This window comes from Burkholderia sp. Bp9142 (genome assembly GCF_003853415.1).
Taxonomy (GTDB): Bacteria; Pseudomonadota; Gammaproteobacteria; order Burkholderiales; family Burkholderiaceae; genus Burkholderia.
On sequence record NZ_QTPP01000028.1, the window covers coordinates 52,094 to 71,908 of the forward strand.

Annotated in this window: 21 protein-coding genes and 1 riboswitch; of the genes, 7 read left to right on the plus strand and 14 right to left on the minus strand. The window is 67.7% G+C overall.

Translation table 11 applies throughout. The annotated features are described in order from the left end of the window. Nucleotides 1-3 precede the first annotated feature (3 nt). The 4 genes from DIE22_RS26345 to DIE22_RS26360 all read right to left on the minus strand — a co-directional run bounded on the left by DIE22_RS26345 (nucleotide 4) and on the right by DIE22_RS26360 (nucleotide 2,314). Entirely contained in the window at nucleotides 4-363 is a 360-nt protein-coding gene (locus DIE22_RS26345) for a c-type cytochrome (RefSeq protein ID WP_124500342.1), read from the minus strand. Beyond that, nucleotides 360-1,157 (minus strand): BON domain-containing protein, encoded by a 798-nt coding sequence (locus DIE22_RS26350; RefSeq protein ID WP_124500341.1) that lies wholly within the window; start codon nucleotides 1,155-1,157, stop codon nucleotides 360-362. The genes DIE22_RS26345 and DIE22_RS26350 overlap by 4 nt, the downstream gene beginning before the upstream one ends. 17 nt (nucleotides 1,158-1,174) lie before the next feature. Beyond that, the gene (locus tag DIE22_RS26355) at nucleotides 1,175-1,759 is read right to left on the minus strand and encodes an SIS domain-containing protein (protein WP_124500340.1); all 585 of its coding nucleotides are present in this window, start codon (nucleotides 1,757-1,759) and stop codon (nucleotides 1,175-1,177) included. Between the two features lie 126 nt (nucleotides 1,760-1,885). Then, nucleotides 1,886-2,314: a YraN family protein gene (locus DIE22_RS26360; RefSeq protein ID WP_124500376.1), complete on the minus strand. Its 429-nt coding sequence runs from the start codon at nucleotides 2,312-2,314 to the stop codon at nucleotides 1,886-1,888. A 46-nt stretch (nucleotides 2,315-2,360) separates the two neighbouring features. Between DIE22_RS26360 and rsmI the strand changes: the two genes are divergently transcribed. After that, a complete protein-coding gene (gene rsmI, locus DIE22_RS26365; protein WP_124500339.1) occupies nucleotides 2,361-3,239 on the plus strand; it encodes a 16S rRNA (cytidine(1402)-2'-O)-methyltransferase in 879 nt (292 codons plus the stop codon). 95 nt (nucleotides 3,240-3,334) lie between these two features. On the opposite strand, the gene DIE22_RS26370 is transcribed toward rsmI, so the two are convergent. Further along, complete coding sequence (locus DIE22_RS26370; protein WP_124500338.1) at nucleotides 3,335-3,946, minus strand: septal ring lytic transglycosylase RlpA family protein; 612 nt, start codon at nucleotides 3,944-3,946, stop codon at nucleotides 3,335-3,337. A 659-nt stretch (nucleotides 3,947-4,605) separates the two neighbouring features. Between DIE22_RS26370 and DIE22_RS26380 the strand changes: the two genes are divergently transcribed. The 3 genes from DIE22_RS26380 (at nucleotide 4,606) to DIE22_RS26390 (ending at nucleotide 6,456) form a co-directional block, all read left to right on the plus strand. Next, on the plus strand, nucleotides 4,606-5,250 hold the full coding sequence (locus DIE22_RS26380; RefSeq protein ID WP_124500336.1) for an MBL fold metallo-hydrolase: 645 nt from the start codon (nucleotides 4,606-4,608) through the stop codon (nucleotides 5,248-5,250). After that, nucleotides 5,247-5,906 carry an exonuclease gene (locus DIE22_RS26385; protein ID WP_124500335.1) on the plus strand — a complete coding sequence of 220 codons (660 nt, stop codon included), beginning with the start codon at nucleotides 5,247-5,249 and terminating at the stop codon, nucleotides 5,904-5,906. The genes DIE22_RS26380 and DIE22_RS26385 overlap by 4 nt, the downstream gene beginning before the upstream one ends. 79 nt (nucleotides 5,907-5,985) lie before the next feature. Then, a complete protein-coding gene (locus DIE22_RS26390; RefSeq protein ID WP_006477376.1) occupies nucleotides 5,986-6,456 on the plus strand; it encodes an Lrp/AsnC family transcriptional regulator in 471 nt (156 codons plus the stop codon). Nucleotides 6,457-6,483: 27 nt separating this feature from the next. Here DIE22_RS26390 and DIE22_RS26395 read toward each other — a convergent pair whose 3' ends face one another. From DIE22_RS26395 to DIE22_RS26405, 3 genes are all read right to left on the minus strand, one after another. After that, nucleotides 6,484-7,641, minus strand: coding sequence for a cation diffusion facilitator family transporter (locus DIE22_RS26395; protein ID WP_124500334.1), 1,158 nt, complete (start codon nucleotides 7,639-7,641; stop codon nucleotides 6,484-6,486). Between the two features lie 238 nt (nucleotides 7,642-7,879). Further along, nucleotides 7,880-8,173, minus strand: coding sequence for an H-NS family nucleoid-associated regulatory protein (locus DIE22_RS26400; protein ID WP_124500375.1), 294 nt, complete (start codon nucleotides 8,171-8,173; stop codon nucleotides 7,880-7,882). Nucleotides 8,174-8,530: 357 nt separating this feature from the next. Then, the gene (locus DIE22_RS26405; protein WP_124500333.1) at nucleotides 8,531-9,190 is read right to left on the minus strand and encodes a HugZ family protein; all 660 of its coding nucleotides are present in this window, start codon (nucleotides 9,188-9,190) and stop codon (nucleotides 8,531-8,533) included. Nucleotides 9,191-9,455: 265 nt separating this feature from the next. Between DIE22_RS26405 and DIE22_RS26410 the strand changes: the two genes are divergently transcribed. Further along, nucleotides 9,456-10,670, plus strand: a complete 1,215-nt coding sequence (locus tag DIE22_RS26410; RefSeq protein WP_124500332.1) for an MFS transporter — start codon at nucleotides 9,456-9,458, stop codon at nucleotides 10,668-10,670. A gap of 99 nt (nucleotides 10,671-10,769) precedes the next feature. Here DIE22_RS26410 and DIE22_RS26415 read toward each other — a convergent pair whose 3' ends face one another. Together DIE22_RS26415 and DIE22_RS26420 are read right to left on the minus strand one after the other, a co-directional pair. Beyond that, nucleotides 10,770-11,912 carry a branched-chain amino acid ABC transporter substrate-binding protein gene (locus DIE22_RS26415; protein WP_124500331.1) on the minus strand — a complete coding sequence of 381 codons (1,143 nt, stop codon included), beginning with the start codon at nucleotides 11,910-11,912 and terminating at the stop codon, nucleotides 10,770-10,772. Nucleotides 11,913-12,362: 450 nt separating this feature from the next. Further along, on the minus strand, nucleotides 12,363-13,442 hold the full coding sequence (locus tag DIE22_RS26420; protein WP_124606452.1) for a nitronate monooxygenase family protein: 1,080 nt from the start codon (nucleotides 13,440-13,442) through the stop codon (nucleotides 12,363-12,365). A 272-nt stretch (nucleotides 13,443-13,714) separates the two neighbouring features. Here DIE22_RS26420 and DIE22_RS26425 point away from each other — a divergent pair, with 272 nt between their 5' ends. Then, the gene (locus DIE22_RS26425) at nucleotides 13,715-14,407 is read left to right on the plus strand and encodes a dienelactone hydrolase family protein (protein ID WP_124606453.1); all 693 of its coding nucleotides are present in this window, start codon (nucleotides 13,715-13,717) and stop codon (nucleotides 14,405-14,407) included. An 81-nt stretch (nucleotides 14,408-14,488) separates the two neighbouring features. Beyond that, complete coding sequence (locus tag DIE22_RS26430; RefSeq protein WP_124500328.1) at nucleotides 14,489-15,967, plus strand: amidase; 1,479 nt, start codon at nucleotides 14,489-14,491, stop codon at nucleotides 15,965-15,967. Between the two features lie 82 nt (nucleotides 15,968-16,049). On the opposite strand, the gene metF is transcribed toward DIE22_RS26430, so the two are convergent. The 4 genes from metF to DIE22_RS26450 form a co-directional block, all read right to left on the minus strand. Then, a complete protein-coding gene (gene metF / locus DIE22_RS26435; protein ID WP_124500327.1) occupies nucleotides 16,050-16,880 on the minus strand; it encodes a methylenetetrahydrofolate reductase [NAD(P)H] in 831 nt (276 codons plus the stop codon). 24 nt (nucleotides 16,881-16,904) lie between these two features. Continuing rightward, nucleotides 16,905-17,258: a phage holin family protein gene (locus DIE22_RS26440; protein ID WP_006477367.1), complete on the minus strand. Its 354-nt coding sequence runs from the start codon at nucleotides 17,256-17,258 to the stop codon at nucleotides 16,905-16,907. Nucleotides 17,259-17,423: 165 nt separating this feature from the next. Beyond that, nucleotides 17,424-18,842 carry an adenosylhomocysteinase gene (ahcY, locus tag DIE22_RS26445; RefSeq protein WP_124606454.1) on the minus strand — a complete coding sequence of 473 codons (1,419 nt, stop codon included), beginning with the start codon at nucleotides 18,840-18,842 and terminating at the stop codon, nucleotides 17,424-17,426. Between the two features lie 34 nt (nucleotides 18,843-18,876). Further along, nucleotides 18,877-18,992: riboswitch (S-adenosyl-L-homocysteine riboswitch) on the minus strand. A 77-nt stretch (nucleotides 18,993-19,069) separates the two neighbouring features. Then, nucleotides 19,070-19,804, minus strand: coding sequence for an RNA polymerase sigma factor FliA (locus DIE22_RS26450; RefSeq protein ID WP_124500325.1), 735 nt, complete (start codon nucleotides 19,802-19,804; stop codon nucleotides 19,070-19,072). Nucleotides 19,805-19,815: the final 11 nt, after the last annotated feature.

Sequence of the window (19,815 nt, forward strand, 5' to 3'; positions counted from 1 at the left end):
GCGTCACTTCGACGGCGCGCCGGCCAGCACCCATTCGACCACGGAACGCAGATCCGCGTCGCTCATGCGCGGGTGCGCCGGCATCGGAATCGCGCCCCAGACGCCGGAGCCGCCGTCCTTCACCTTCTTCGACAGCTTCGCGGCGGCCTGCGGATCGGACTTGTAGCGGGCGGCGATATCCTTGAACGACGGGCCGACGAGCTTGCGGTCCACCGCGTGGCAGCCCATGCAGGCGTTGCTGCGCGCGACCTTCAGGCCGTCGCCGACGTCCGCATGCGCCGTGCCGAGCGCCGCTGCCGCGAGCCCCGCGGCCGCGGCGCCCTGCACCATCCATTGCCGGATCTTCATCTGCATCGACTTCATTGCGGCGTTGCCTTCGGGTTGCCCGGGTGCACGCTCGACGAATTCGAGATCGGCGCGGGCGGCTGCAGCGGCGTGGACTGGACCGACGCATCGGGCACCGCACCGACTGTCGCGGCATCCGCGGGGGCGGCCGCGGCCTGCGCACCGGACGCATCGCTCGGCGACGCGGCCTGCAATGCCTGCGCGTCCTGCGGCTTGACGTACTGGAACACCTTCACGACCTTCTCGACGCCCGGCACCTGGCTCGCCGCATCGGCGCCGCGATTGCCTTCGTCGACCGTCACGAGCCCCATCAGGTAGATGTTGCCGCGCTCGCTGACGACCTTGTAGTAGTTCGCCGACAGCCCCTTCGTCGCGATCAGCTCGGACTTCACGCGCCCTTCGAGGTACGAGTCGTTCGCGCGCGACGACAGCGACGATGCCGGCTCGACCGACAGCTCGTTGACGATCGCGTTCACGTTGTTGATGCCGCGCACGATTTCCTCGGCGCGCTGCTTCGACGCGTTGTTCGGCACTTCGCCCGTCAGCAGCACACGGCGGTTGAACACCGTGACGTTCACGTGCGACTGGTCCGGCAGCCCGTTGTTGATCTGCGTGAGCGACTTGACCTGGATCTCGCGATCCTCGGTCTGCGCGCCGAGCGTGCGGCGATCGGTCGCGATCAGCGCGCCGCCGCCGGCCGCCGCACCCAGCACGCCGAGCACGCAGCCCTGCAGCGACAGCGCGAGGCCCGCCGTCAGCGCGGCGAGCAAGGTGGTTCTGACGAGCGTCTGTTTGACGCGGCTTTGATTCATCGACGGCTCTCCTTCGTTCAATCCTCACCCAGCAGCATCGCGTCGATGCCGTCGCACAGGCAGTGGATGGTCAGCAGATGGACTTCGTGGACGCGCGCCGCACGCGAGGCGGGCACGCTGATCGGAATATCGGTGTCGGACAGCGCGGCCGCGATGGCGTGGTCGCTGCCGCCCGTCAGCGCGACGACGGTCATCTCGCGCTCGTGCGCCTCGTCGATCGCGGCCAGCACGCGCGGCGACGCGCCGCTCGCGTCGAGCACCAGCAGGATGTCGCCGGTCTGCCCGAGCACGCGCACCTGCTGCGCGAACAGCTGGTCGGCGGCCAACGCCCCCATGAGGCCGCCCTGCGACGCATCGGTGGCCAGCGCGATCGCGGGCAGGCCCGGACGCTCGCGCTCGAAGCCGCCGACGAGCGACACGGCGAGGTAGTGCGCGGCGGCAGCCGACGGGCCGTCGCCGCACGCGACGATCTTGTTGCCGTTCGCCAGCGCGGCGAACATCGCGTCGACCGCGGCCGCGATCGGCAGCGACAGCGCATCGGCCGCTTCGGCGTGAAGCGCGGCGCTGTCGCGGAAATGTTGCTGAATACGTTCGACTGACATCGATTCCTGGTGAACTGGGCGCGTGGCACGCCGCGCGCAACGTCATGGGTGCGGCGAGTTTACCGCACTCCGGCATCCTCTCCGGCGGTATGGCAAGAACTCTTTACATCTCGTCACAGCTCGCGGCTACGCATCGTCGGCACGAAATGCGTCACGCAGCCACTCGAGCCGGCCGGCCTCGAACGCGACGACGTCGAAACGGCACGCGGCGCCCGCGCCGTGCCGCACCCAGAAATGGAGCGCGGCCGCGACCAGACGCCGCCGCTTGCGCCAGCCGACGCTCGCGGCCGCGCCGCCGTGCCGGCTGCTGCGCCGCGCGCGCACCTCGACGAACACGAGCGTGCCGTCGGGCGTGCGCATCACGAGGTCGAGCTCGCCGCCGCGCATCGTCACGTTCGCCGCGACGCATACGAGGCCGCGGCGCTCCAGGAATTGCCGCGCGCGCTGCTCGAACGTCGCACCCACCGATCTGGATCGCGCCGCGCGGGAAAAGTTGCCGCCGCCGGGCGGCAAACCGCGCCCGCTGCCCTGCGCGGCCGGCGCCGCGTGGCACAATGCCGTCCTTGTTCCGCTTGCGCCGCGATTGCGCGCATTGCCTGCCATGACTGCCCTCCTCGAACTCGCGAAAACGCAGCATTACCCGGACGCCGCGCTCTACGTGGTCGCGACGCCGATCGGCAACACCGCCGACATCACGCTGCGCGCACTGCACGTGCTCGGCCTCGCCGACCGCATCGCGGCCGAAGACACCCGCAATACGGGCCAGCTGCTAGCCCGCTACGGCATCTCGAAACCGCTCGTCGCCGTGCACGAGCACAACGAACGCGAAGCGGCGCTGCGCGTGATCGAGCTGCTGCGCGCAGGCGAACGCGTCGCGTACGTGTCGGACGCCGGCACACCCGGCATCTCGGACCCCGGCGCGCGGCTCGTCGACGCCGTGCGCGCGGCCGGCTTCGCGGTGATTCCGCTGCCGGGCGCGAGCGCGGCCGTGACCGCGCTGAGCGTGGCGGGTGACTGGGCCGGCGCGTTCACGTTCGCGGGCTTCCTGCCGCCGAAGGCGAAGCAGCGCGCGAGCGCGCTGCAGGCGCTCGTGCGGCACCCGTACGCGCTGGTGTTCTACGAAGCGCCGCACCGGATCGCCGAGACCGTCGCGGCACTCGCCGACGCGTTCGGCCCCGCGCGCCGGCTGCTGATCGCACGCGAGCTCACCAAGCTACACGAGCAACTGTTCCAGGGCACCCTGGCCGAAGGACAGAGCTGGCTCGACGGCGATGCGAACCGGCAGCGCGGCGAGTTCGTGCTGGTCGTCGAAGGCGCGCCAGCCGACAGCGGCGAGGCCGACGACACCGCGCACGACGCGCTGCTCAAACTGCTGCTGGAAGAAGTGCCGGTGAAGAGCGCGGCGAAGCTCGCGGCCGCGCTGACGGGTGCGTCGCGCAACGCGCTGTATGCGCGCGCGCTCGCGCTGAAGGAAGGCTGACGCGCGAGCGCGGGCGGCATCCGCCGCCCGGCCCGCGGAAACGCAAAAGGGCTGCCCGAAGGCAGCCCTTTTGCATGGGCGGACGAACCGCCGCGTTACTTCGCCGAGACCGACGCCAACATTTCGTCGCGTGCCTCGCGCGCTTCCTGCGGCGACAGCCCTTCGATCTTCACGCGGCCCGTGCCGGCGTGCACGAGGCCGATCATCCTGGCAGCGGCATACGACAGGTCGAGCACGCGGCCGCGCTTGTACGGCCCGCGGTCGTTGACCTTCACGACGACCCACTTGCCGGTCGACGAGTTCGTCACCTTGATGTACGACGACAGCGGCAGCGTGCGGTGCGCGGCGGTCAGCGCATTCATGTTGAAGCGCTCGCCGTTCGCGGTGCGGCGGCCGTGGAAATCCCGGCCATACCACGATGCCCGGCCCGTCTGGCGGAAGTCGGACACATCCTTGCCGTCGATCGGCTCGGCGTCGGCCAGCGACGACTTCTTCGCGTCCTTGCTGTCGGCAGCCGGCATCGATGCCAGCGCGGAATCGAAATTCAGTTGCTGCTTATCGTCATCCGCTTTCGCGGCCGCGGCCGTCTTGCCGACCGCGTTCTTCTGGTTGGCACTGCCGGTGGTCTGGCTGGGTGGCACCGCACAGCCCGTCAGCGCAAAAAATAATGCAATGGTCCCGAATCGAGTCGGAAAACGAAAATTCATCGACGTGTCGCCTTCTGGTTCGGGCCGCACCAACGCAACGCTGCTCAACAACGCAGATACGCGGCCCGGACGGCAAATGCGTGCACGCCCCGCTCGGATACGCGAGCAGGCGGCTAGCATGGGCGCGGCTTTCGTCTCTGCCGCAACCGTCCTGATTAGTTTTCACGTCTGGCGCAACCTGTCCCCGGCAGCCTGACCAGACCCCACATGCCGCCATCGAACATGGCTTTCACGTTCGCGCGCGTCGCGTACAGCCAACGCACAGGAACGGCGGCACAGGCCTCATCCGGCGGCGCGGCAGCAGGGCCGCAGACGGGCGCGCAGCACCCGGCCGGACAAGACGTGAGCACCGAATGCTCGGTGCTGGATACACCGCCGGACTCCCCGGCGGTCGATGCTTGACGGTGAATCCGACACCCCATTCAACGGGGTCGAAACACCAGCGAATTGCGTGAAATTCACGTGCAATGGAGCGCATTATACATAAACCAAAAGCCCATCTCGAAAAGCACCCCGTCCGGACCATTGATTCTCACTATGGCGGTAACAATCGGGATGCTCGGGGATTGCCCGCGGAAGCGTGTCCGACACTGCTCCGCAGGGCCGGCAGGCAGCGCGCGCGACCGGTACAATCGCTCCTTTTAGCCGCCGGTGCCTCCATGAAAGTCACGCTCATTCCGGTCACGCCGTTCCAGCAGAACTGCTCGCTGCTCGTCTGCGAAAAGACCGGCCGCGCCGCCATCGTCGATCCGGGCGGCGATCTCGAACGGATCGAACAGGAGATCGCGCGGCAGAACGTGCAGGTCGAGAAGGTGCTGCTCACGCACGGCCACGTCGATCACTGCGCGGGCGCGAAGGCGCTCGCGACGCGCTACGGCGTGCCGATCGTGGGGCCGCAGGAAGACGAGCGCTTCTGGATCGAGCAACTGCCGATGCAGAGCCAGCGCTTCGGCTTCCCGGCCGCCGAGACGTTCGAGCCGGACCACTGGCTGAACGACGGCGACACCGTGCAGTTCGGCGACGAGACGCTCGAGGTCTATCACTGCCCCGGCCACACGCCCGGCCACGTCGTGTTCTTCAGCCGCGCGCATCGCGTCGCGATCGTCGGCGATGTGCTGTTCGCCGGCTCGATCGGCCGTACCGATTTCCCGCGCGGCAACCATGCGGACCTCGTGCGCTCGATCAAGGAGAAGCTCTGGCCGCTCGGCGACGACGTCACGTTCGTGCCGGGCCACGGCCCGGTGTCGACCTTCGGCGACGAGCGCCGCACGAATCCGTTCGTGTCCGACAAGGTGTTCGGATGAACCAGACCGCCATCCCCGAAATCTACGTCAGCACCGACGTCGAGGCCGACGGCCCGATTCCCGGCCCGCACTCGATGCTGAGCTTCGCGTCGGCCGCCTATACCGAGGACAAGCAGCTGATCGCGACGTTCTCGGCGAACCTCGAGACGCTGCCTGGCGCGCAAGCCCATCCGGTGCAGGAAGCGTGGTGGAAGACGGAGCCCGACGCGTGGGCCGCATGCCGGCGCGACCTGCAGGCGCCCGAGGCCGCGCTGGTCGCGTACGTCGAGTGGGTCGAGGCGCTGCCGGGCAAGCCGGTGTTCGTCGCGATGCCGGCCGGCTTCGATTTCACGTTCATGTTCTGGTACATGATGCGCTTCGCCGGACGCTGCCCGTTCTCGTGGTCGGCGCTCGACATCAAGACGCTCGCGTTCGCGATGACGGGCCTGCCGTACCGCAAGGCGATCAAGCCGCGCTTTCCGAAGCACTGGTTCGACGATCACCCGCACACGCACGTCGCGCTCGACGACGCGATCGAGCAAGGCGCACTGTTCTGCAACATGCTCGCCGACCTGCGCCGTCAGCAGGCGGCGCTCGCGGGCCTCGCGGTGGCCGACACCGACCGGTCGGAACAGGCAGGGGTGGGACAAAACCCCACGGATCCGCGCGCAAATTAGCGAATCTCGCTCACCGGCGCGCCGCCAGATTGCCTTTCCTTCCCCGGCCCTCTAACATTCAGCGTGTTGTAGCTGCCGCATGGAGGCGCAGGTGACGCTCGATTCCTTTTCGCAAAAAATCCTTCGCCTGTTGCAGCTCGACGCGCGCCGTTCCGTACAGGAAATCTCCGACCAGGTCGGCCTGTCGAGCACGCCGTGCTGGCGCCGCATCAAGGACATGGAACAGTCCGGCGTGATCCAGCGCTACACCGCGCTGCTCGACCGCGAGAAACTCGGCCTGCACGTGTGCGCGCTCGCGCACGTGCACCTGACCCGCCACAACGAAGGCGGCGTCGAGCAGTTCGAGCGCGAGATCGCGACCTGCCCGGAAGTCACCGAGTGCTACAGCACGACGGGTGAAGCCGACTACATCCTCAAGATCGTCGCCCCCGACATCAAGGCCTACGACGTGTTCCTGCACGAACGCATCTTCAAGATCCCGGCCGTGTCGCAGGTGCGCACGAGCGTCGTGCTGCGCGAAATCAAGTTCGACACGCAATTGCCGCTGTAACGCACGCGACGCGTTCGACGGCGCCGCTCACGCCTGCGCAGGCAGCCCGCGCGTGAAACCGATCCGGCGCGCGCCGAACTGGCGCTTCAGCGTGTCGACATCGAGCCGGCTGGCCAGTGCCGCGTCGGTATCGCCTGCGCCGGCGTCGAGCGTCACGTCGATCTCGAGCCCCGTGCTCAGGTAGTGCAGGTTGATCGCGGCCGCATGCAGCCCGCGCTGCGCAAGCGCGGTCTCGAGCCGCGCCGTGATCTCGTCGCGCGGCGGCAGCGCGAGCGCCGGACGGCGCGCCGCGTCGTTCTCGGGGTCGACGTGGATCAGCGCGTCGAGCACGCGCGGGTCGCTCAGCACGCGCGCACGCGCGGTTTCCGCGATGTAGTGCCCTTCGGAGACGGAGATCATGGGATCGACGAGGATGTGCGCGTCGACGAGCGCCGTATCGCCCATCTTGCGCGTGCGCAGGTCGTGCACGTCGCGCACGCCCGGCGTCGCCGCGAGCAGCGCGCGGATCTCGGCCGAGGCGGCGGTGTCGAGTGCGCGATCCGACAGGTCCTGCAGCGCGTCATAGCCGAACGTCCAGCCCATGCGCGCGACCATGAAGCCGACGATCGCGGCGGCGATCGGGTCGAGCAGCCGCACGCCGGCGAGGCTGCCGACGATGCCGATCGCAACGACGAGCGACGATGCGGCGTCCGAGCGCGCATGCCATGCGTTCGCGACGAGCATTGCCGAGCGCACGCGCCGCGCCTCGCGCAGCATGTAGCGGAACAGCGCCTCCTTCGACACGAGCACGGTCAGCGCGACGATCAGCGCGGAGAAATGGACGGCGGGGATGTTCTCGAGGTTCACGAGACGGTTGCCGGCGCGCCAGAGCATGCCGATGCCGACCGCGATCAGGATCGCGCCGAGAAACAGCGACGCGACGGTCTCGTAGCGGCTGTGTCCGTAATTGTGATCGGCATCCGGCGATGCACCACTATGGCGATTCGCAACCAGTACGACAAAATCCGAGATCAAATCGGAAATCGAATGGACGCCATCGGCAATCAATGCCTGCGAATGCGCAACCACGCCCACGACGATCTGAAACGTCGCCAGCACGACATTCAGCACGATACTGACGAAGGTGCTCTTGCGCGCGACCGCGTGCTTATCCGCGCTATGCGTGTCGCCAGAAAACGTGGACATGAAATACGAGATATCGATTGGGATACGGAATTCTATCAAACGCAGCCCGCGCGGCATTCCGATAACACAAAATTTTCCATTTAAATCAATCGCTTATGCGAACGGGTCGCATTTTCATTCACGCACCGTTTCTGACATTTTCATGACAACACGCATACGTTCCGGCGCCGGAATACAAAAAAGCCGCGCTCCTCGACGGATACGCGGCTCTTTTTGAGACGACGACTTAAACGATCGTTTAAATCGTAAACTGTTCGCGGTTCTTGCCGGCGATCCAGCGCGGCGGCTTGCCGCGGCCCGACCACGTCGCGCCCGTTTCCGGATCGCGGTACTTGGCTGCCACGCCGGCGCGCGGACGACCGACCTTGCCGGCCTTCGCGCGGCTGAGGCCGAGATCGGCGAGCGAAAAGCCGTAGTCGGCAATTTTCTGCTTCACGTCATTCAGCACTTCGGCGTATTCGCGCGACTTCGCTTCTTCGATTTGCTTCTCCAGCTTCTCCCGCTGGGCCAGCAGGTCCTTGTAAGAAGACATAGTTTCCCTTTCTATATGATCAATGGCGCCGGTCTGCAGCCGGTTCACCATTCATGGAATATTTGTGCCTCGGATTTTCGAAGGCAGAGATTAGCACAAAAAAGATTTGATAGAAGCGGGATTCACGAAAATCCCGAGACCAATTGTAATTCGCGCATGTCATTTTGACCGGCCACGGCCTTTTCTCAAATTTTCATGCGCTTGCGTAGAGATTAGGACATTACCGATCCGGTAATAGGTCTATCAACATACGCAATTACCCTGCATGTGGGAAAATCGAAGCTTTCATCAGGCGACAAGTTTTTGCATAAATCACATGGCGCGGTTCGCTAAACAGACAAAGCGGCATCCGCGGCGTCACGTCACATCCCGCGCGCAGGCCATCAACCGCTCGCGCAGCGCGCCGGCGTCGCCCGGCAGCGGGTCGAACGGCGTGCGCACGCGGCGGCCGTCGCAGCGCCAGTCGGCGCCGCGGCGGTCGACGCCGAGCAGGTCGAGCCCGTCGCGGCGCGCGGCGCTCGCGTCGTACGCGTCCCACAACGCCCGTTCGTCGTCGAACCCGAGCGGCGGCAGCGCATCGAGGCCCGTGCCGTCCACCCAGCCCATCCGGCCGAACCCGCCGATATAGCGCAGCCGCTCGATGTCGAGCGCCCAGAACGTGAAATCACCGAGCGCGAGATAGCGCGCCGCGTCGGGTTCGTAGCGCGTATAGCGCGCGGCGACATGCGGATCGTCGCCGAGCGGCACGAAGCGGCCGAGCAGCGTCGCGCGCTCGGCGTTCAGCACGTCGCCGTCCGGCGCGTCGACGACGAGGAAGCCCGCGCGCGGATCGGCGGCGAGATTGCGCGTGTGCTCGGCGAGGCCGCTCACGAGAATCACGGGCCGATGATTCGCGTCGGGGGCGAACGGCACGACCGTCGGATAGGGAAAACCTTGCGGGTCGCGCGCGTGGGTCGCGAGCGTGCCGAGCGCGCAGCGGTGCAGCAGGTGCAGGGCAAGGGCGGGATCGATGTTCACGGTGACTCCTGCGGTCGGAAGGCCTGGGCGGCAAGGATGGCGAAGGCGCGCAACACGGGCAAGCTCCGGTACGCCGCCTGCGCATCGATGTTACCCGCGGCGGCGGCCCGCCGGGCATCGGCCGGATGGCAGATGCGGCCCGCGCAAGCGGCGTGCGCGACGGGCCTGACGGCCAGCGCGCCGGCAAGACCGTAAGCGGTTCGATAGAATCGGACGAATCCGACGGGCGCGACGCGCCCGCGCATCGTCCATTCAAGAGCATTCCGTGTCCGAATCTTCCTCCCGATCCTCGTCCGCCTTCGCCGCGCCGCCCGACGCGCACCGCGTGCTGGCCTTGCCGGTTCGCCAGCGCGCACGCACGGCCACGATGGCGCTGTTCTTCGTCGCCGGCATGATGTACGCGTCGTGGGGCGTGCATGTGCCGACCGTGCGCGACAAGTTCGCGTTGAGCCCCGGGCTGCTGTCGATCGCGCTGTTCGCGGTCGCGGGCGGGTCGATCGCCGCGATGCTGACGATCGCGCGCTGGATCACGCGCGTCGGCTCGCGCACCGCGTGCCTCGCGGGCGGGCTCGTGATGTCCGCGTGCGCGGCGCTGATCCTCGTCGTGCCCGACTACTGGATGCTGCTGGTCGTGCTCGCGCTGTTCGGCTTCTCGATGGCGACGCTCGACGTCGCGATGAACGCGGAGGCGAGCGCGGTCGAGATCGCGCTCGGCAAGCCGATCATGTCGTCGCTGCACGGGATGTTCAGCATCGGCGGGATGTCGGGCGCGGCGGCCGGCGGCGCGCTGCTGTCGGCCGGCATGGCGCCCGCCATGCATCTCGCGCTCGCGGCGGCCATCAACGCGGCGGTGCTGGTGGCCGCGAGCCCGGCCGTGCTGCCGCACGTGCCGCATCACGAGCACGCGCACGGCGGCGGCAACCGCTGGCGCTCGCCCGCGCTGTGGATGCTCGGCGGCATCGCGCTGATCGCGCTGATTGCCGAAGGCGCGATGTACGACTGGGCAACGGTCTATATGCGCGACGTCGTCGCGGCGAGCCCCGCGCTCGCGAGCGCCGCGTATGCGGCATTCTCCGGCGGAATGGCGATCGCGCGTTTCGCGGGCGACGCGGTGCGCGCGCGGTTCGGCGCGCCGCAGCTCGTGTTCGCAAGCGCGTCGCTCGCGTGCGCCGGGATGATCGGCGCGCTGCTGTTGCCGAACCCGGCCGCCGTGCTGACGGGTTTCACGCTGATGGGCCTCGGCCTCGCGAACATGATGCCCGTGCTGTTCGCCGCTGCCGCGCGCGTGAAAGGCATCCACGCGGCCGAAGGTCTCGCGCACGTGGCCGGGCTCGCGTATTTCGGACTGCTGTTCGGTCCGGTCGTGATCGGCGCGGTCGCGCAAACCGCGAACCTGACCGTCGGCCTGTCGGTTGTCGCGCTGTGCGCGGCGCTCGTCGCGGCCATCGCGCCGAGGGTGCTTGCGCACCTGAAGATCTGAGCGCGCGGCGGACGCACCGCCTGCTGCGAGCCGCCAAAAGAAAGCGCGCCCGCGTTGCCGCAGGCGCGCTTTCACCCCTTCTGTCGACCGATCTTCAGCTTACATCTTCACTTCGTCGAGCAGCGTCTTCTTGCCGCCCTTGTAGTTGTACAGCGAGATCACGCCGTGCTGCAGGTCGCCCTTCGAATCGAAGGTCGTGGTGCCGATCACGCCCGTGTACTTCGTCGCCGGCATCGCGCCGAGGATCTTCGCCGGGTCCGTCGAGTTCGCGCGCTTCATCGCGTCGGCGACGATGTACACCGCGTCATACGTGAACGGTGCGTAGATCTGGATCGGCTGGCCGAAGCGCTTCTCGTACTTCGCCTTGAACGCGCCGCCGCCCGGCATCTTCTCGAGCGATGCACCGGCTTCCGAGCACACGACGTTGTCGGTCGCATCGCCGGCCAGGTCCGCCAGCTTCTCCGTGCACACGCCGTCGCCCGCGAAGATCTTCGCGCGCAGGCCGAGCTGCTTCGCCTGTTTCGCGAACGGGCCGCCGGTGGCGTCCATGCCGCCGTACATGATCGCGTCCGGATTCTCGCCCTTGATCTTGGTCAGGATCGCGCGGAAGTCGACCGCCTTGTCGTTGGTCGCGTCGTGCGACAGCACCTTCAGGCCGAGCGCCTTCGCCTTCTTCTCGAACTCGTTCGCGAGACCCTGGCCGTAAGCGGTCGAATCGTCGACCACCGCGACGCTCTTGATGCCCTTCGAATGCGCGTAGTCGGCGAGTGCCGGGCCCTGCTGCGCATCGGTCGCCACCACGCGATACGTGGTCTTGAAGCCTTGCTGCGTGTAAGCCGGGTTGGTCGCCGACGGCGAGATCTGCACGATGCCCGCATCGCTGTAGATCTTCGAGGCCGGGATCGACGTACCCGAGTTCAGGTGGCCGATGACCGCGACGACCTTGTCGTCGACGAGCTTCTGCGCGACCTGCGTGGCCTGGCGCGGGTCGGCCGCGTCATCCTGCGGGTCCAGTTGTAGCGTGATCTTCTGGCCGCCGATCGTGAGACCCTTGGCGTTGATCTCCTCGACCGCGAGACGTGCACCGTTTTCGTTGTCCTTGCCCAGGTGTGCAATGCCGCCCGTCAACGGCGCGACGTGGCCGATCTTGACGACTTGATCGGCGGCTGCGTTGCCTGCAGCTGCAGCGCACAGCATCGCAGCTGCGGTGATCGGCAACAGCTTTTGCATCTTGATATTCATGTAAGTCTCCAGTTTCGGTCCCAATAAACGCCATCGCCCGGTGCCCCGCTGCCATCCCTGTGTTTGCATCACTGGACGATTCGCCGGTTGCATCGTTCATGCACTTGGCCTCAAGCACGTGGGAAACGGCCGCTTTTAGCGACCGACCGCCCGTACTTGCGCGCAAGTGTAGGTGATCAAATTAATTTGTGGGACTTTTTTGGGGTAGTGGTAACACTACCGATACGGGCACTTTGGAATGACTACTCGAATATCGCTGCAAGCCCCGCCGGATAAGGGTTTCCGCTAATTTCGGACAGCCTGGTCGAAAGGTTGATTTAAAGCATTCCCGCGTCATTTCGATTCGGTATTTTGTGCGGGGGATCGTTGAATGAAACGCGTGTGACGGCACGCGCGTTTTCGGCGCGATACGGGCTCCGATACGCGCCGATCCGGCGGCCGTCGAGCCGTTCATGCGGCCATTGCGCGCCATTCGGCATCGAGCGCGCCGACGAGCTGCGACGTCGTCAGCGCGGCGTCGCGCCGCCGTGCGAGCGGCGCCCCCTGCCCGGCCCACAGCGACAGGTAGTCGCCGTCGTTCGCGCGCGCGGCGGCCTGGCGCAGCGGCTGCGTCAGCGCATTCTGCACCGGATACGGCGCGGCATCGGCCGCGCGTTCGCCGAGCCGCGCCATCAGCGTGTTGCGCAGTCCGCGCGCATGACGCCCGGTGATCGCCCGCGTGACCTGCGTCGACGTGTCGGCGCTCGCGAGCAGCCGCGCCTTCCAGTCCGCCGCGATCGCGCTTTCCACACACGTCAGGAACGCGGTGCCGAGTTGCGCGCCCTGCGCGCCGAGCGCGAGCGCGGCGGCGATCCCGCGGCCGTCCATGATGCCGCCCGCGGCGAGCACCGGCAGGCCGGTCGCATCGACGAGCTGCGGCACCAGCGCGAGCGTGCCGATCAGCGCGTCGTCGGCCGAGCCGATGAAGGTGCCGCGATGGCCGCCGGCTTCGGCGCCCTGCGCGGACAGCGCGTCGGCGCCGGCCGCCCGCCACGCGAGCCCTTCGGCGACGTGCGTCGCGGTGCCGATCACGTAGGTGCCGGCAGCCTTCAGGCGCGCGACGTCGGCCGCGTCGAGCACGCCGAACGTGAAGCTCGCGACCGGCACGCGCAGCGCGACGAGCGCGTCGAACTGCGCGCGGAAGTCGGGCGCGTAGCGCGCGGGCACGGTGCCGGGCGGCAGTCCGAGCGTCGCGTTCAACGGATCGATCGCGGCGAGCGCGCGGGCGACGGTCGCCGCGTCGGGCGCGGCCTCGGGCAACACGAACAGGTTCACGGCGAACGGACGCGCGGTCGCCGCGCGAATCGCGGCGACTTCGGTCGCGAGACGGTCCGGCTCGAACGCGCCGGCGCCGAGGCTGCCGAGCGCGCCGGCATTGGATGCGGCCGCGACCATCGCGGCCGTGGTCGCACCGACCATCGGCGCCTGCACGAGCGGCAGGCGCAGGCCGAAGCGTTCGGAAAACGGGGTGGACAATGCACGGGCGGACATGGTGAATCCTTCGATGACGATGCGCGAAAGCGCTTTGTAAAAGCCGACACGTCGACTCTATCGAAGCGGCGCGCCCTCGAAAAATGAATAATCGAGATCAAAACGATCGCTGCGCGAGAAGCGCGTGCGGGACGCCGGTTCGACAAGCGCGCCCACCCGGCAGGCGCGCCGCTTGCGCGCGCTGCAGCGCCACGGGATTGGTGGCACACTAGGCCGCCCCTTTTTCCATCCGCGGCGCGCCCGTCGCGCGCCCGTTCGCCAGGAGTTCAAACGTGACTGCCCAATGGATCGACATCCCGACCGGTAACGACAGCTTCGGCGGCTATCTCGCGCTGCCCAAGCGCGGCACGGGCCCCGCCGTCATCATCATCCAGGAGATCTTCGGCGTGAACTCGCACATCCGCGCGGTCGCCGACCAGTACGCGGCCGACGGCTTCGTCGCACTCGCGCCGGACGTGTTCTGGCGCACGCAGCCGCGCGTCGAGCTGACCTACGAAGGCGCCGATCGCGACAAAGGCATCGAGCTGATGAAGAAAACCGACGTCGGCCTCGCGGTCGCGGACATCGGCGCGGCCGCCGACGCGTTGCGCGCACGCCCGGAAGTCGCCGGCAAGATCGCCGCGATCGGCTACTGCTTCGGCGGCCAGCTCGCATACCGCGCGGCCGCTGCGGCCAAGGTCGATGCGGCGGTCGCCTATTACGGCGGCGGCATCCAGAATGCGCTCGACCTTGCCGGCAAGATCACGCAGCCGATCCTGTTCCACTACGCGGAGAACGACCACGGGATCCCGCTCGACGCCGTCGAGCAGGTGAAGGGCGCGTTCGCGGGCCGCCACAATGCGTCGTTCCACCTGTACCCGGGCGCCGAGCACGGCTTCAACTGCACGGACCGCGCGTCTTACAACCAGCGCGCGTCGGCCCTCGCGCACGGCCGCACGCTGACGTTCCTCGCCGAGCACCTGTAAAGGCAGCAGGAAGCGGGCCCGGTGCGCCGGGCCCGCGTTATCCTCCTTTCATCGCCACAGGTCACAACGGGGGTGACAGCGATGCACTCGGACTATCTCGCGCATGACGCGATCGGCCTCGCCGCACTCGTGCGCGAGCGCAAGGCGAGCCCGCGCGAGCTGCTCGACGCCGCGATCGGCCAGGCCGAAGCGGTCAACGGCGCGGTCAACGCGATCGTGCTGCAGGACTACGACGCCGCGCGCAAACGCGCGGCGTCGGCCGGCGACACCAGCACCGGCGCGCCGTTCGCCGGTGTCCCGTATCTGGTCAAGGATCTCGGCGCGGCGGTGGCCGGGCTGCCGCTGTCGATGGGCAGCCGCCACTATCGCTACTTCGTCCCCGCCGACGATTCGCCGCTGATCGCGCGCAGCCGCGCGGCGGGGCTCAACGTGTTCGGCAAGACCAACACGTCGGAAATCGGCCAGATGCCGTACACCGAACCCGAGCTGTTCGGCGCGTGCCGCAATCCGTGGAACCTCGATCACACGCCCGGCGGCTCGAGCGGCGGCGCGGCCGCGGCCGTCGCGGCCGGCATCGTGCCGCTCGCGCATGCGTCCGACGGCGGCGGCTCGATCCGGATCCCGGCGTCGTGCTGCGGGCTGTTCGGCCTGAAGCCGAGCCGCAACCCGATGCTGGTCGACCTGCCGTCGAACGGCGAGCTGGTGGTCCAGCACGCGGTGTCGCGCAGCGTGCGCGACAGCGCGCTGCTGCTCGACGTGACGACCGGCCAGACGCTGCCGCCCGGCGCGCCCGGCACCTTTCTCGGCGAGCTCGACACGCCGCCCGGCCCGCTGCGGATCGGCCTCGTCGTCGACCCGATGCTCGCGCCGGCCCTCGCCGACGACACGCGCGCGGCGCTCGACGATGCAGCCGCGCTCGTCGAATCGCTCGGCCATCACGTGGAACCGGCGACGCTGCACATCGACTATGGGCGCGCGGCCGAAACCTTTCTCACGCTGTGGGCGACGATCGCCGAGGAGATGGTGCTCGGCGCCCGCGCGCTGACCGGGCGCACGCCGAAGCGCGCCGAGTTCGAACCGGCGACGTGGGCGATGGCCGTGGTCGGCCGGCGCGTCGCCCGCGCGCGCCTGCCGGACGTGCTCGAATGGCAGCGCCAGCTCACCGTGCAGGTCGCGGGCCTCGTGTCGCGCTACGACGCGATCCTGTGCGCGACGCTCGCAGGGCCGCCGGTCAGGATCGGGGAGCTGCAGCCGACGCCGCTCGAAGCCGCGCAGATGAAGCTGCTCGGCGCGCTGCCGGTGAAGCCGCTGCTGCGGGAAATGCTCGCGAAGGCGTCGGAGAAGGCGTTCGCCTGGGCCGGCTGCACCGAGCTGTTCAACCTGACGGGGCAGCCGGCGATGTCGGTGCCGCTCTACTGGAACCCGCGCGGGCTGCCGATCGGCGTGCAGTTCGTCGCACGCCACGCCGACGAGGCGCTGCTGCTGAAACTCGCACGCCAGCTCGAACGGGCACGGCCGTGGTTCGACCGGCGTCCGCCGCTGATGCAGGCGCAGCGCTGACGCAAGCGCTTCGATCGACAGCAAAAAAAGCCCCGCCGGTTTTGCCGGCGGGGCCTTTGCGCATGCGACCGCGTGATGACGCTTACATGGTGAGCCGTTCGCAGATGGTCCGCGTCGCGGACGCCGCGTTCAGCGTATAGAAGTGCAGCCCCGGCACGCCCGCATCGATCAGGCGCTGGCACAGGCCCGTGACGACGTCCGCGCCGAACGCACGGATCGCGTCGCGATCGTCGCCGAAGCTCTCGAGCCGGCGCGCGACCCAACGCGGCACTTCCGCGCCGCACATTTCCGAGAAGCGCATCAGCTGCGAGAAGTTCGTGATCGGCATGATGCCCGGCACGATCGGCACGTCCACACCCAGCTTGCGCGCATCGTCGACGAAGCGGAAGTACGCGTCCGCGTTGAAGAAGTACTGCGTGATCGCGGAATTCGCGCCGGCCTTCACCTTGCGCGCGAAGTTCTCGAGATCGGCCTTCGGCGAGCGCGATTGCGGGTGGTACTCCGGATAGCCGGCGACTTCGATGTGGAACCAGTCGCCATGCTCGGCGCGGATGAAGCTGACCAGCTCGGACGCATAGCGCAGCTCGCCGACCGCGCCCATCCCCGACGGCAGGTCGCCGCGCAGCGCGACGATATGCCGGATGCCGTACGAGCGGTACTGGTCGAGGATCGCGCGCAGGCTGTCGCGCGACGAGCCGATGCACGACAGGTGCGGCGCGGCTTCGAGGCCGTCCTTCTGCATGTCGAGCACGGTATCGAGCGTGCCCTGCTGGGTCGAGCCGCCGGCGCCGAACGTCACGGAGACGAATTTCGGCTTCAGCGGCAGCAGCTGCGCACGCGTCGCGCGCAGCTTCTCGACGCCGTCCGCCGTCTTCGGCGGGAAGAATTCAAACGAAAGTTCGATCGGTTTCATGATTCGCAAGAGTGGGCCCGGCCGTCAGCCGATGTCGCGCTGCCCGAAGATCAGCGCGGACAGCAGCCACGACACGATGCTGTACAGGATCGAACCGAAGAACGCGGACCAGAACCCCGACACCTCGAACCCCTTCAGCAGCGACGACGCGAACCAGAAGCACAGCGCGTTCACGACGAGGATGAACACCCCGAGCGTGACGATCGTGACGGGCAGCGTCAGCAGGATCAGCACCGGACGGATCACTGTGTTGATCAGGCCGAGCACGACCGCGATGATCAGCGCGGTGCCGAAGCTCTTGATGTGGATCGACGGCACGAGGTACGTGATGATCAGCAGCGCGAGGGCGTTGATGACCCAGGTGAGGATGACGCTCATGGAGGGCTCCGGTTCGGTTGTCGATCTGGTCGGTCAATGCTCGGTTACCGCCGCCGTCCGCCACGCATGCCCGCGGGCACGACGCGACGGACGGCGATCCGGCACCGTGCCGCCGACCCGCGCGCGCCCGTTGCGGGGCGCACGCGGCACGGCGGCCTCGGCGCATCAGTAGCGGTAGTGGTTCGGCTTGAACGGGCCGTCCTTCTGCACGCCGATGTACGAAGCCTGCTCGTCCGACAGCACGGACAGGTTCGCGCCGATGCGCGCGAGGTGCAGGCGCGCGACCTTTTCGTCGAGATGCTTCGGCAGCACGTACACCTTGTTCTCGTACTCGCCGCCGCGCACGAACAGCTCGATCTGCGCAAGCGTCTGGTTCGCGAACGAGTTCGACATCACGAACGACGGGTGGCCGGTCGCGCAGCCGAGGTTCACGAGGCGGCCTTCGGCCAGCAGGATCACGCGCTTGCCGTCCGGGAAGATGATGTGGTCGACCTGCGGCTTGATGTTTTCCCACTCGTACTGGCGGGTCGACGCGACGTCGATTTCCGAGTCGAAGTGACCGATGTTGCAGACGATCGCGTTGTGGCGCATCGCCTTCATGTGATCGTGGTTGATCACGTGGTAGTTGCCGGTCGCCGTCACGAAGATGTCGGCCTTGTCGGCCGCGTATTCCATCGTCACGACGCGGTAGCCTTCCATCGCCGCCTGCAGCGCGCAGATCGGATCGATTTCGGTGACCCACACGGTCGCGCCCAGGCCGCGCAGCGACTGCGCGCAGCCCTTGCCCACGTCGCCGTAGCCCGCGACGACCGCGACCTTGCCCGCGATCATCACGTCGGTCGCGCGCTTGATGCCGTCGACGAGCGACTCGCGGCAGCCGTACAGGTTGTCGAACTTCGACTTCGTGACCGAGTCGTTCACGTTGAATGCCGGGAACGGCAGGCGGCCGTCCTTTTCCATCTGGTACAGGCGGTGCACGCCGGTCGTGGTCTCTTCGGTCACGCCCTTGATGTGCGCGAGGCGCGTCGAGTACCAGGTCGGGTCGGCGTCGAGGTGCGTCGCGATCGACTTGTACAGCGCGACTTCTTCCTCGTTGGTCGGCTTCGCGATCACCGAACGGTCCTTCTCGGCCTTCGAGCCGAGGATCAGCAGCAGCGTTGCGTCGCCGCCGTCGTCCAGGATCATGTTCGCGAATTCGCCGTTCGGCCATTCGAAGATGCGGTGCGAGAACTCCCAGTATTCGTCGAGCGACTCGCCCTTGAACGCGAACACCGGCGTGCCGGCTTCGACGATCGCGGCAGCGGCGTGGTCCTGCGTCGAGAAGATGTTGCACGACGCCCAGCGGACATCGGCGCCGAGCGCCTTCAGCGTCTCGATCAGCACGCCGGTCTGGATCGTCATGTGCAGCGAGCCTGCGATGCGCGCGCCCTTCAGCGGCTGCTGCGCCTTGTATTCGTCGCGGATCTGCACGAGGCCCGGCATTTCGGTCTCGGCGATGTTCAGTTCCTTGCGGCCCCAGCCGGCAAGCGCCATGTCGGCGACGACGTAATCCTTGGAAGCTTGCGAATTGATAATGGCGTTCATCACGCCCTCCTTTCTAAAAAAGTTCTAGAAATTGGTGACGTGAGCGCCGTTCAGGAAGCGGGGCCGGCGCGAATCTCGCCGCACGGCTGCTTGGTGAAGCTTTCCGAGCCTGGCGGACGCAGAAGGTCCGTCGCAACGCTCCTCGGAAAACGGGAGGGATTGTAGCAAATCGGCGCGGGAAATGCGCGCCGCGCGCGGTGTCGGCACGCGTGGGCGCAATGAAAGGGTCAGTTCTCCGCGCCGACCCACGCCTGTTCGCGCAGCCGCGCGCGCAGGCGGGCGACGGCCTGGCTGTGCAGCTGGCACACGCGCGATTCGCTGACCTCGAGCACCGCGCCGATCTCGCGCAGGTTCAGCCCGCGCTCGTAGTACAGCGACATCAGCAGCTTCTCGCGCTCGGGCAGCCGGTCGATCGCGTCGACGAGCGCCTCGCGCAGGTGGTCGTCGAGCAACGTCGACAGCGGATCGGCGTGATCGACGCGATAGCGGTCGAGGAACGGCTCGTCGTCGGCCGCGCGGTCGAAATCCTCGTAGTAAATCAGCTGGCTGCCGTGCAGGTCCTGCAGCATCCCCTGGTATTCGTCGAGCGGCATCTTCAGGTGCTGCGCGATCTCGATCTCGCTCGCCGAGCGGCCGAGCTGCTGCTCGACCTGGTGCACCGCGTACTCGACCTCGCGCGACGTCTTGCGCAGGCTGCGCGGCAGCCAGTCGTTGCTGCGCAGTTCGTCGAGCATCGCGCCGCGGATGCGCTGGGTCGCATAGGTCTCGAACTGCGCGCCCTGGTCCTCCTTGTAGCGGCCGGCCGCGTCCATCAGGCCGATCATGCCGGCCTGGATCAGGTCGTCGAGGTCGACGCTCGCCGGCATCTTCGCGACGAGCTGCAGCCCCAGGCGCCGCACGAGCGGCGCGTATTGCGCGAGCACGTCGGCCTGGGTCATCTTTCCTTGAGCGTTGTACATCATGGCTCTCTCCT

Bases quoted from the DNA above. Each gene is read 5' to 3' on its own strand.
- DIE22_RS26380 (WP_124500336.1), top strand. From the start codon at position 4,606: ATGAAAGTCACGCTCATTCCGGTCACGCCGTTCCAGCAGAACTGCTCG.
- DIE22_RS26370 (WP_124500338.1), bottom strand. From the start codon at position 3,946: ATGAATTTTCGTTTTCCGACTCGATTCGGGACCATTGCATTATTTTTT.
- DIE22_RS26415 (WP_124500331.1), bottom strand. From the start codon at position 11,912: ATGAATATCAAGATGCAAAAGCTGTTGCCGATCACCGCAGCTGCGATG.
- DIE22_RS26390 (WP_006477376.1), top strand. From the start codon at position 5,986: ATGGAGGCGCAGGTGACGCTCGATTCCTTTTCGCAAAAAATCCTTCGC.
- DIE22_RS26430 (WP_124500328.1), top strand. From the start codon at position 14,489: ATGCACTCGGACTATCTCGCGCATGACGCGATCGGCCTCGCCGCACTC.
- DIE22_RS26350 (WP_124500341.1), bottom strand. From the start codon at position 1,157: ATGAATCAAAGCCGCGTCAAACAGACGCTCGTCAGAACCACCTTGCTC.
- DIE22_RS26355 (WP_124500340.1), bottom strand. From the start codon at position 1,759: ATGTCAGTCGAACGTATTCAGCAACATTTCCGCGACAGCGCCGCGCTT.
- DIE22_RS26440 (WP_006477367.1), bottom strand. From the start codon at position 17,258: ATGAGCGTCATCCTCACCTGGGTCATCAACGCCCTCGCGCTGCTGATC.
- rsmI (WP_124500339.1), top strand. From the start codon at position 2,361: ATGACTGCCCTCCTCGAACTCGCGAAAACGCAGCATTACCCGGACGCC.
- DIE22_RS26385 (WP_124500335.1), top strand. From the start codon at position 5,247: ATGAACCAGACCGCCATCCCCGAAATCTACGTCAGCACCGACGTCGAG.
- DIE22_RS26400 (WP_124500375.1), bottom strand. From the start codon at position 8,173: ATGTCTTCTTACAAGGACCTGCTGGCCCAGCGGGAGAAGCTGGAGAAG.
- ahcY (WP_124606454.1), bottom strand. From the start codon at position 18,842: ATGAACGCCATTATCAATTCGCAAGCTTCCAAGGATTACGTCGTCGCC.
- DIE22_RS26420 (WP_124606452.1), bottom strand. From the start codon at position 13,442: ATGTCCGCCCGTGCATTGTCCACCCCGTTTTCCGAACGCTTCGGCCTG.
- DIE22_RS26395 (WP_124500334.1), bottom strand. From the start codon at position 7,641: ATGTCCACGTTTTCTGGCGACACGCATAGCGCGGATAAGCACGCGGTC.
- DIE22_RS26450 (WP_124500325.1), bottom strand. From the start codon at position 19,804: ATGATGTACAACGCTCAAGGAAAGATGACCCAGGCCGACGTGCTCGCG.
- DIE22_RS26345 (WP_124500342.1), bottom strand. From the start codon at position 363: ATGAAGTCGATGCAGATGAAGATCCGGCAATGGATGGTGCAGGGCGCC.
- metF (WP_124500327.1), bottom strand. From the start codon at position 16,880: ATGAAACCGATCGAACTTTCGTTTGAATTCTTCCCGCCGAAGACGGCG.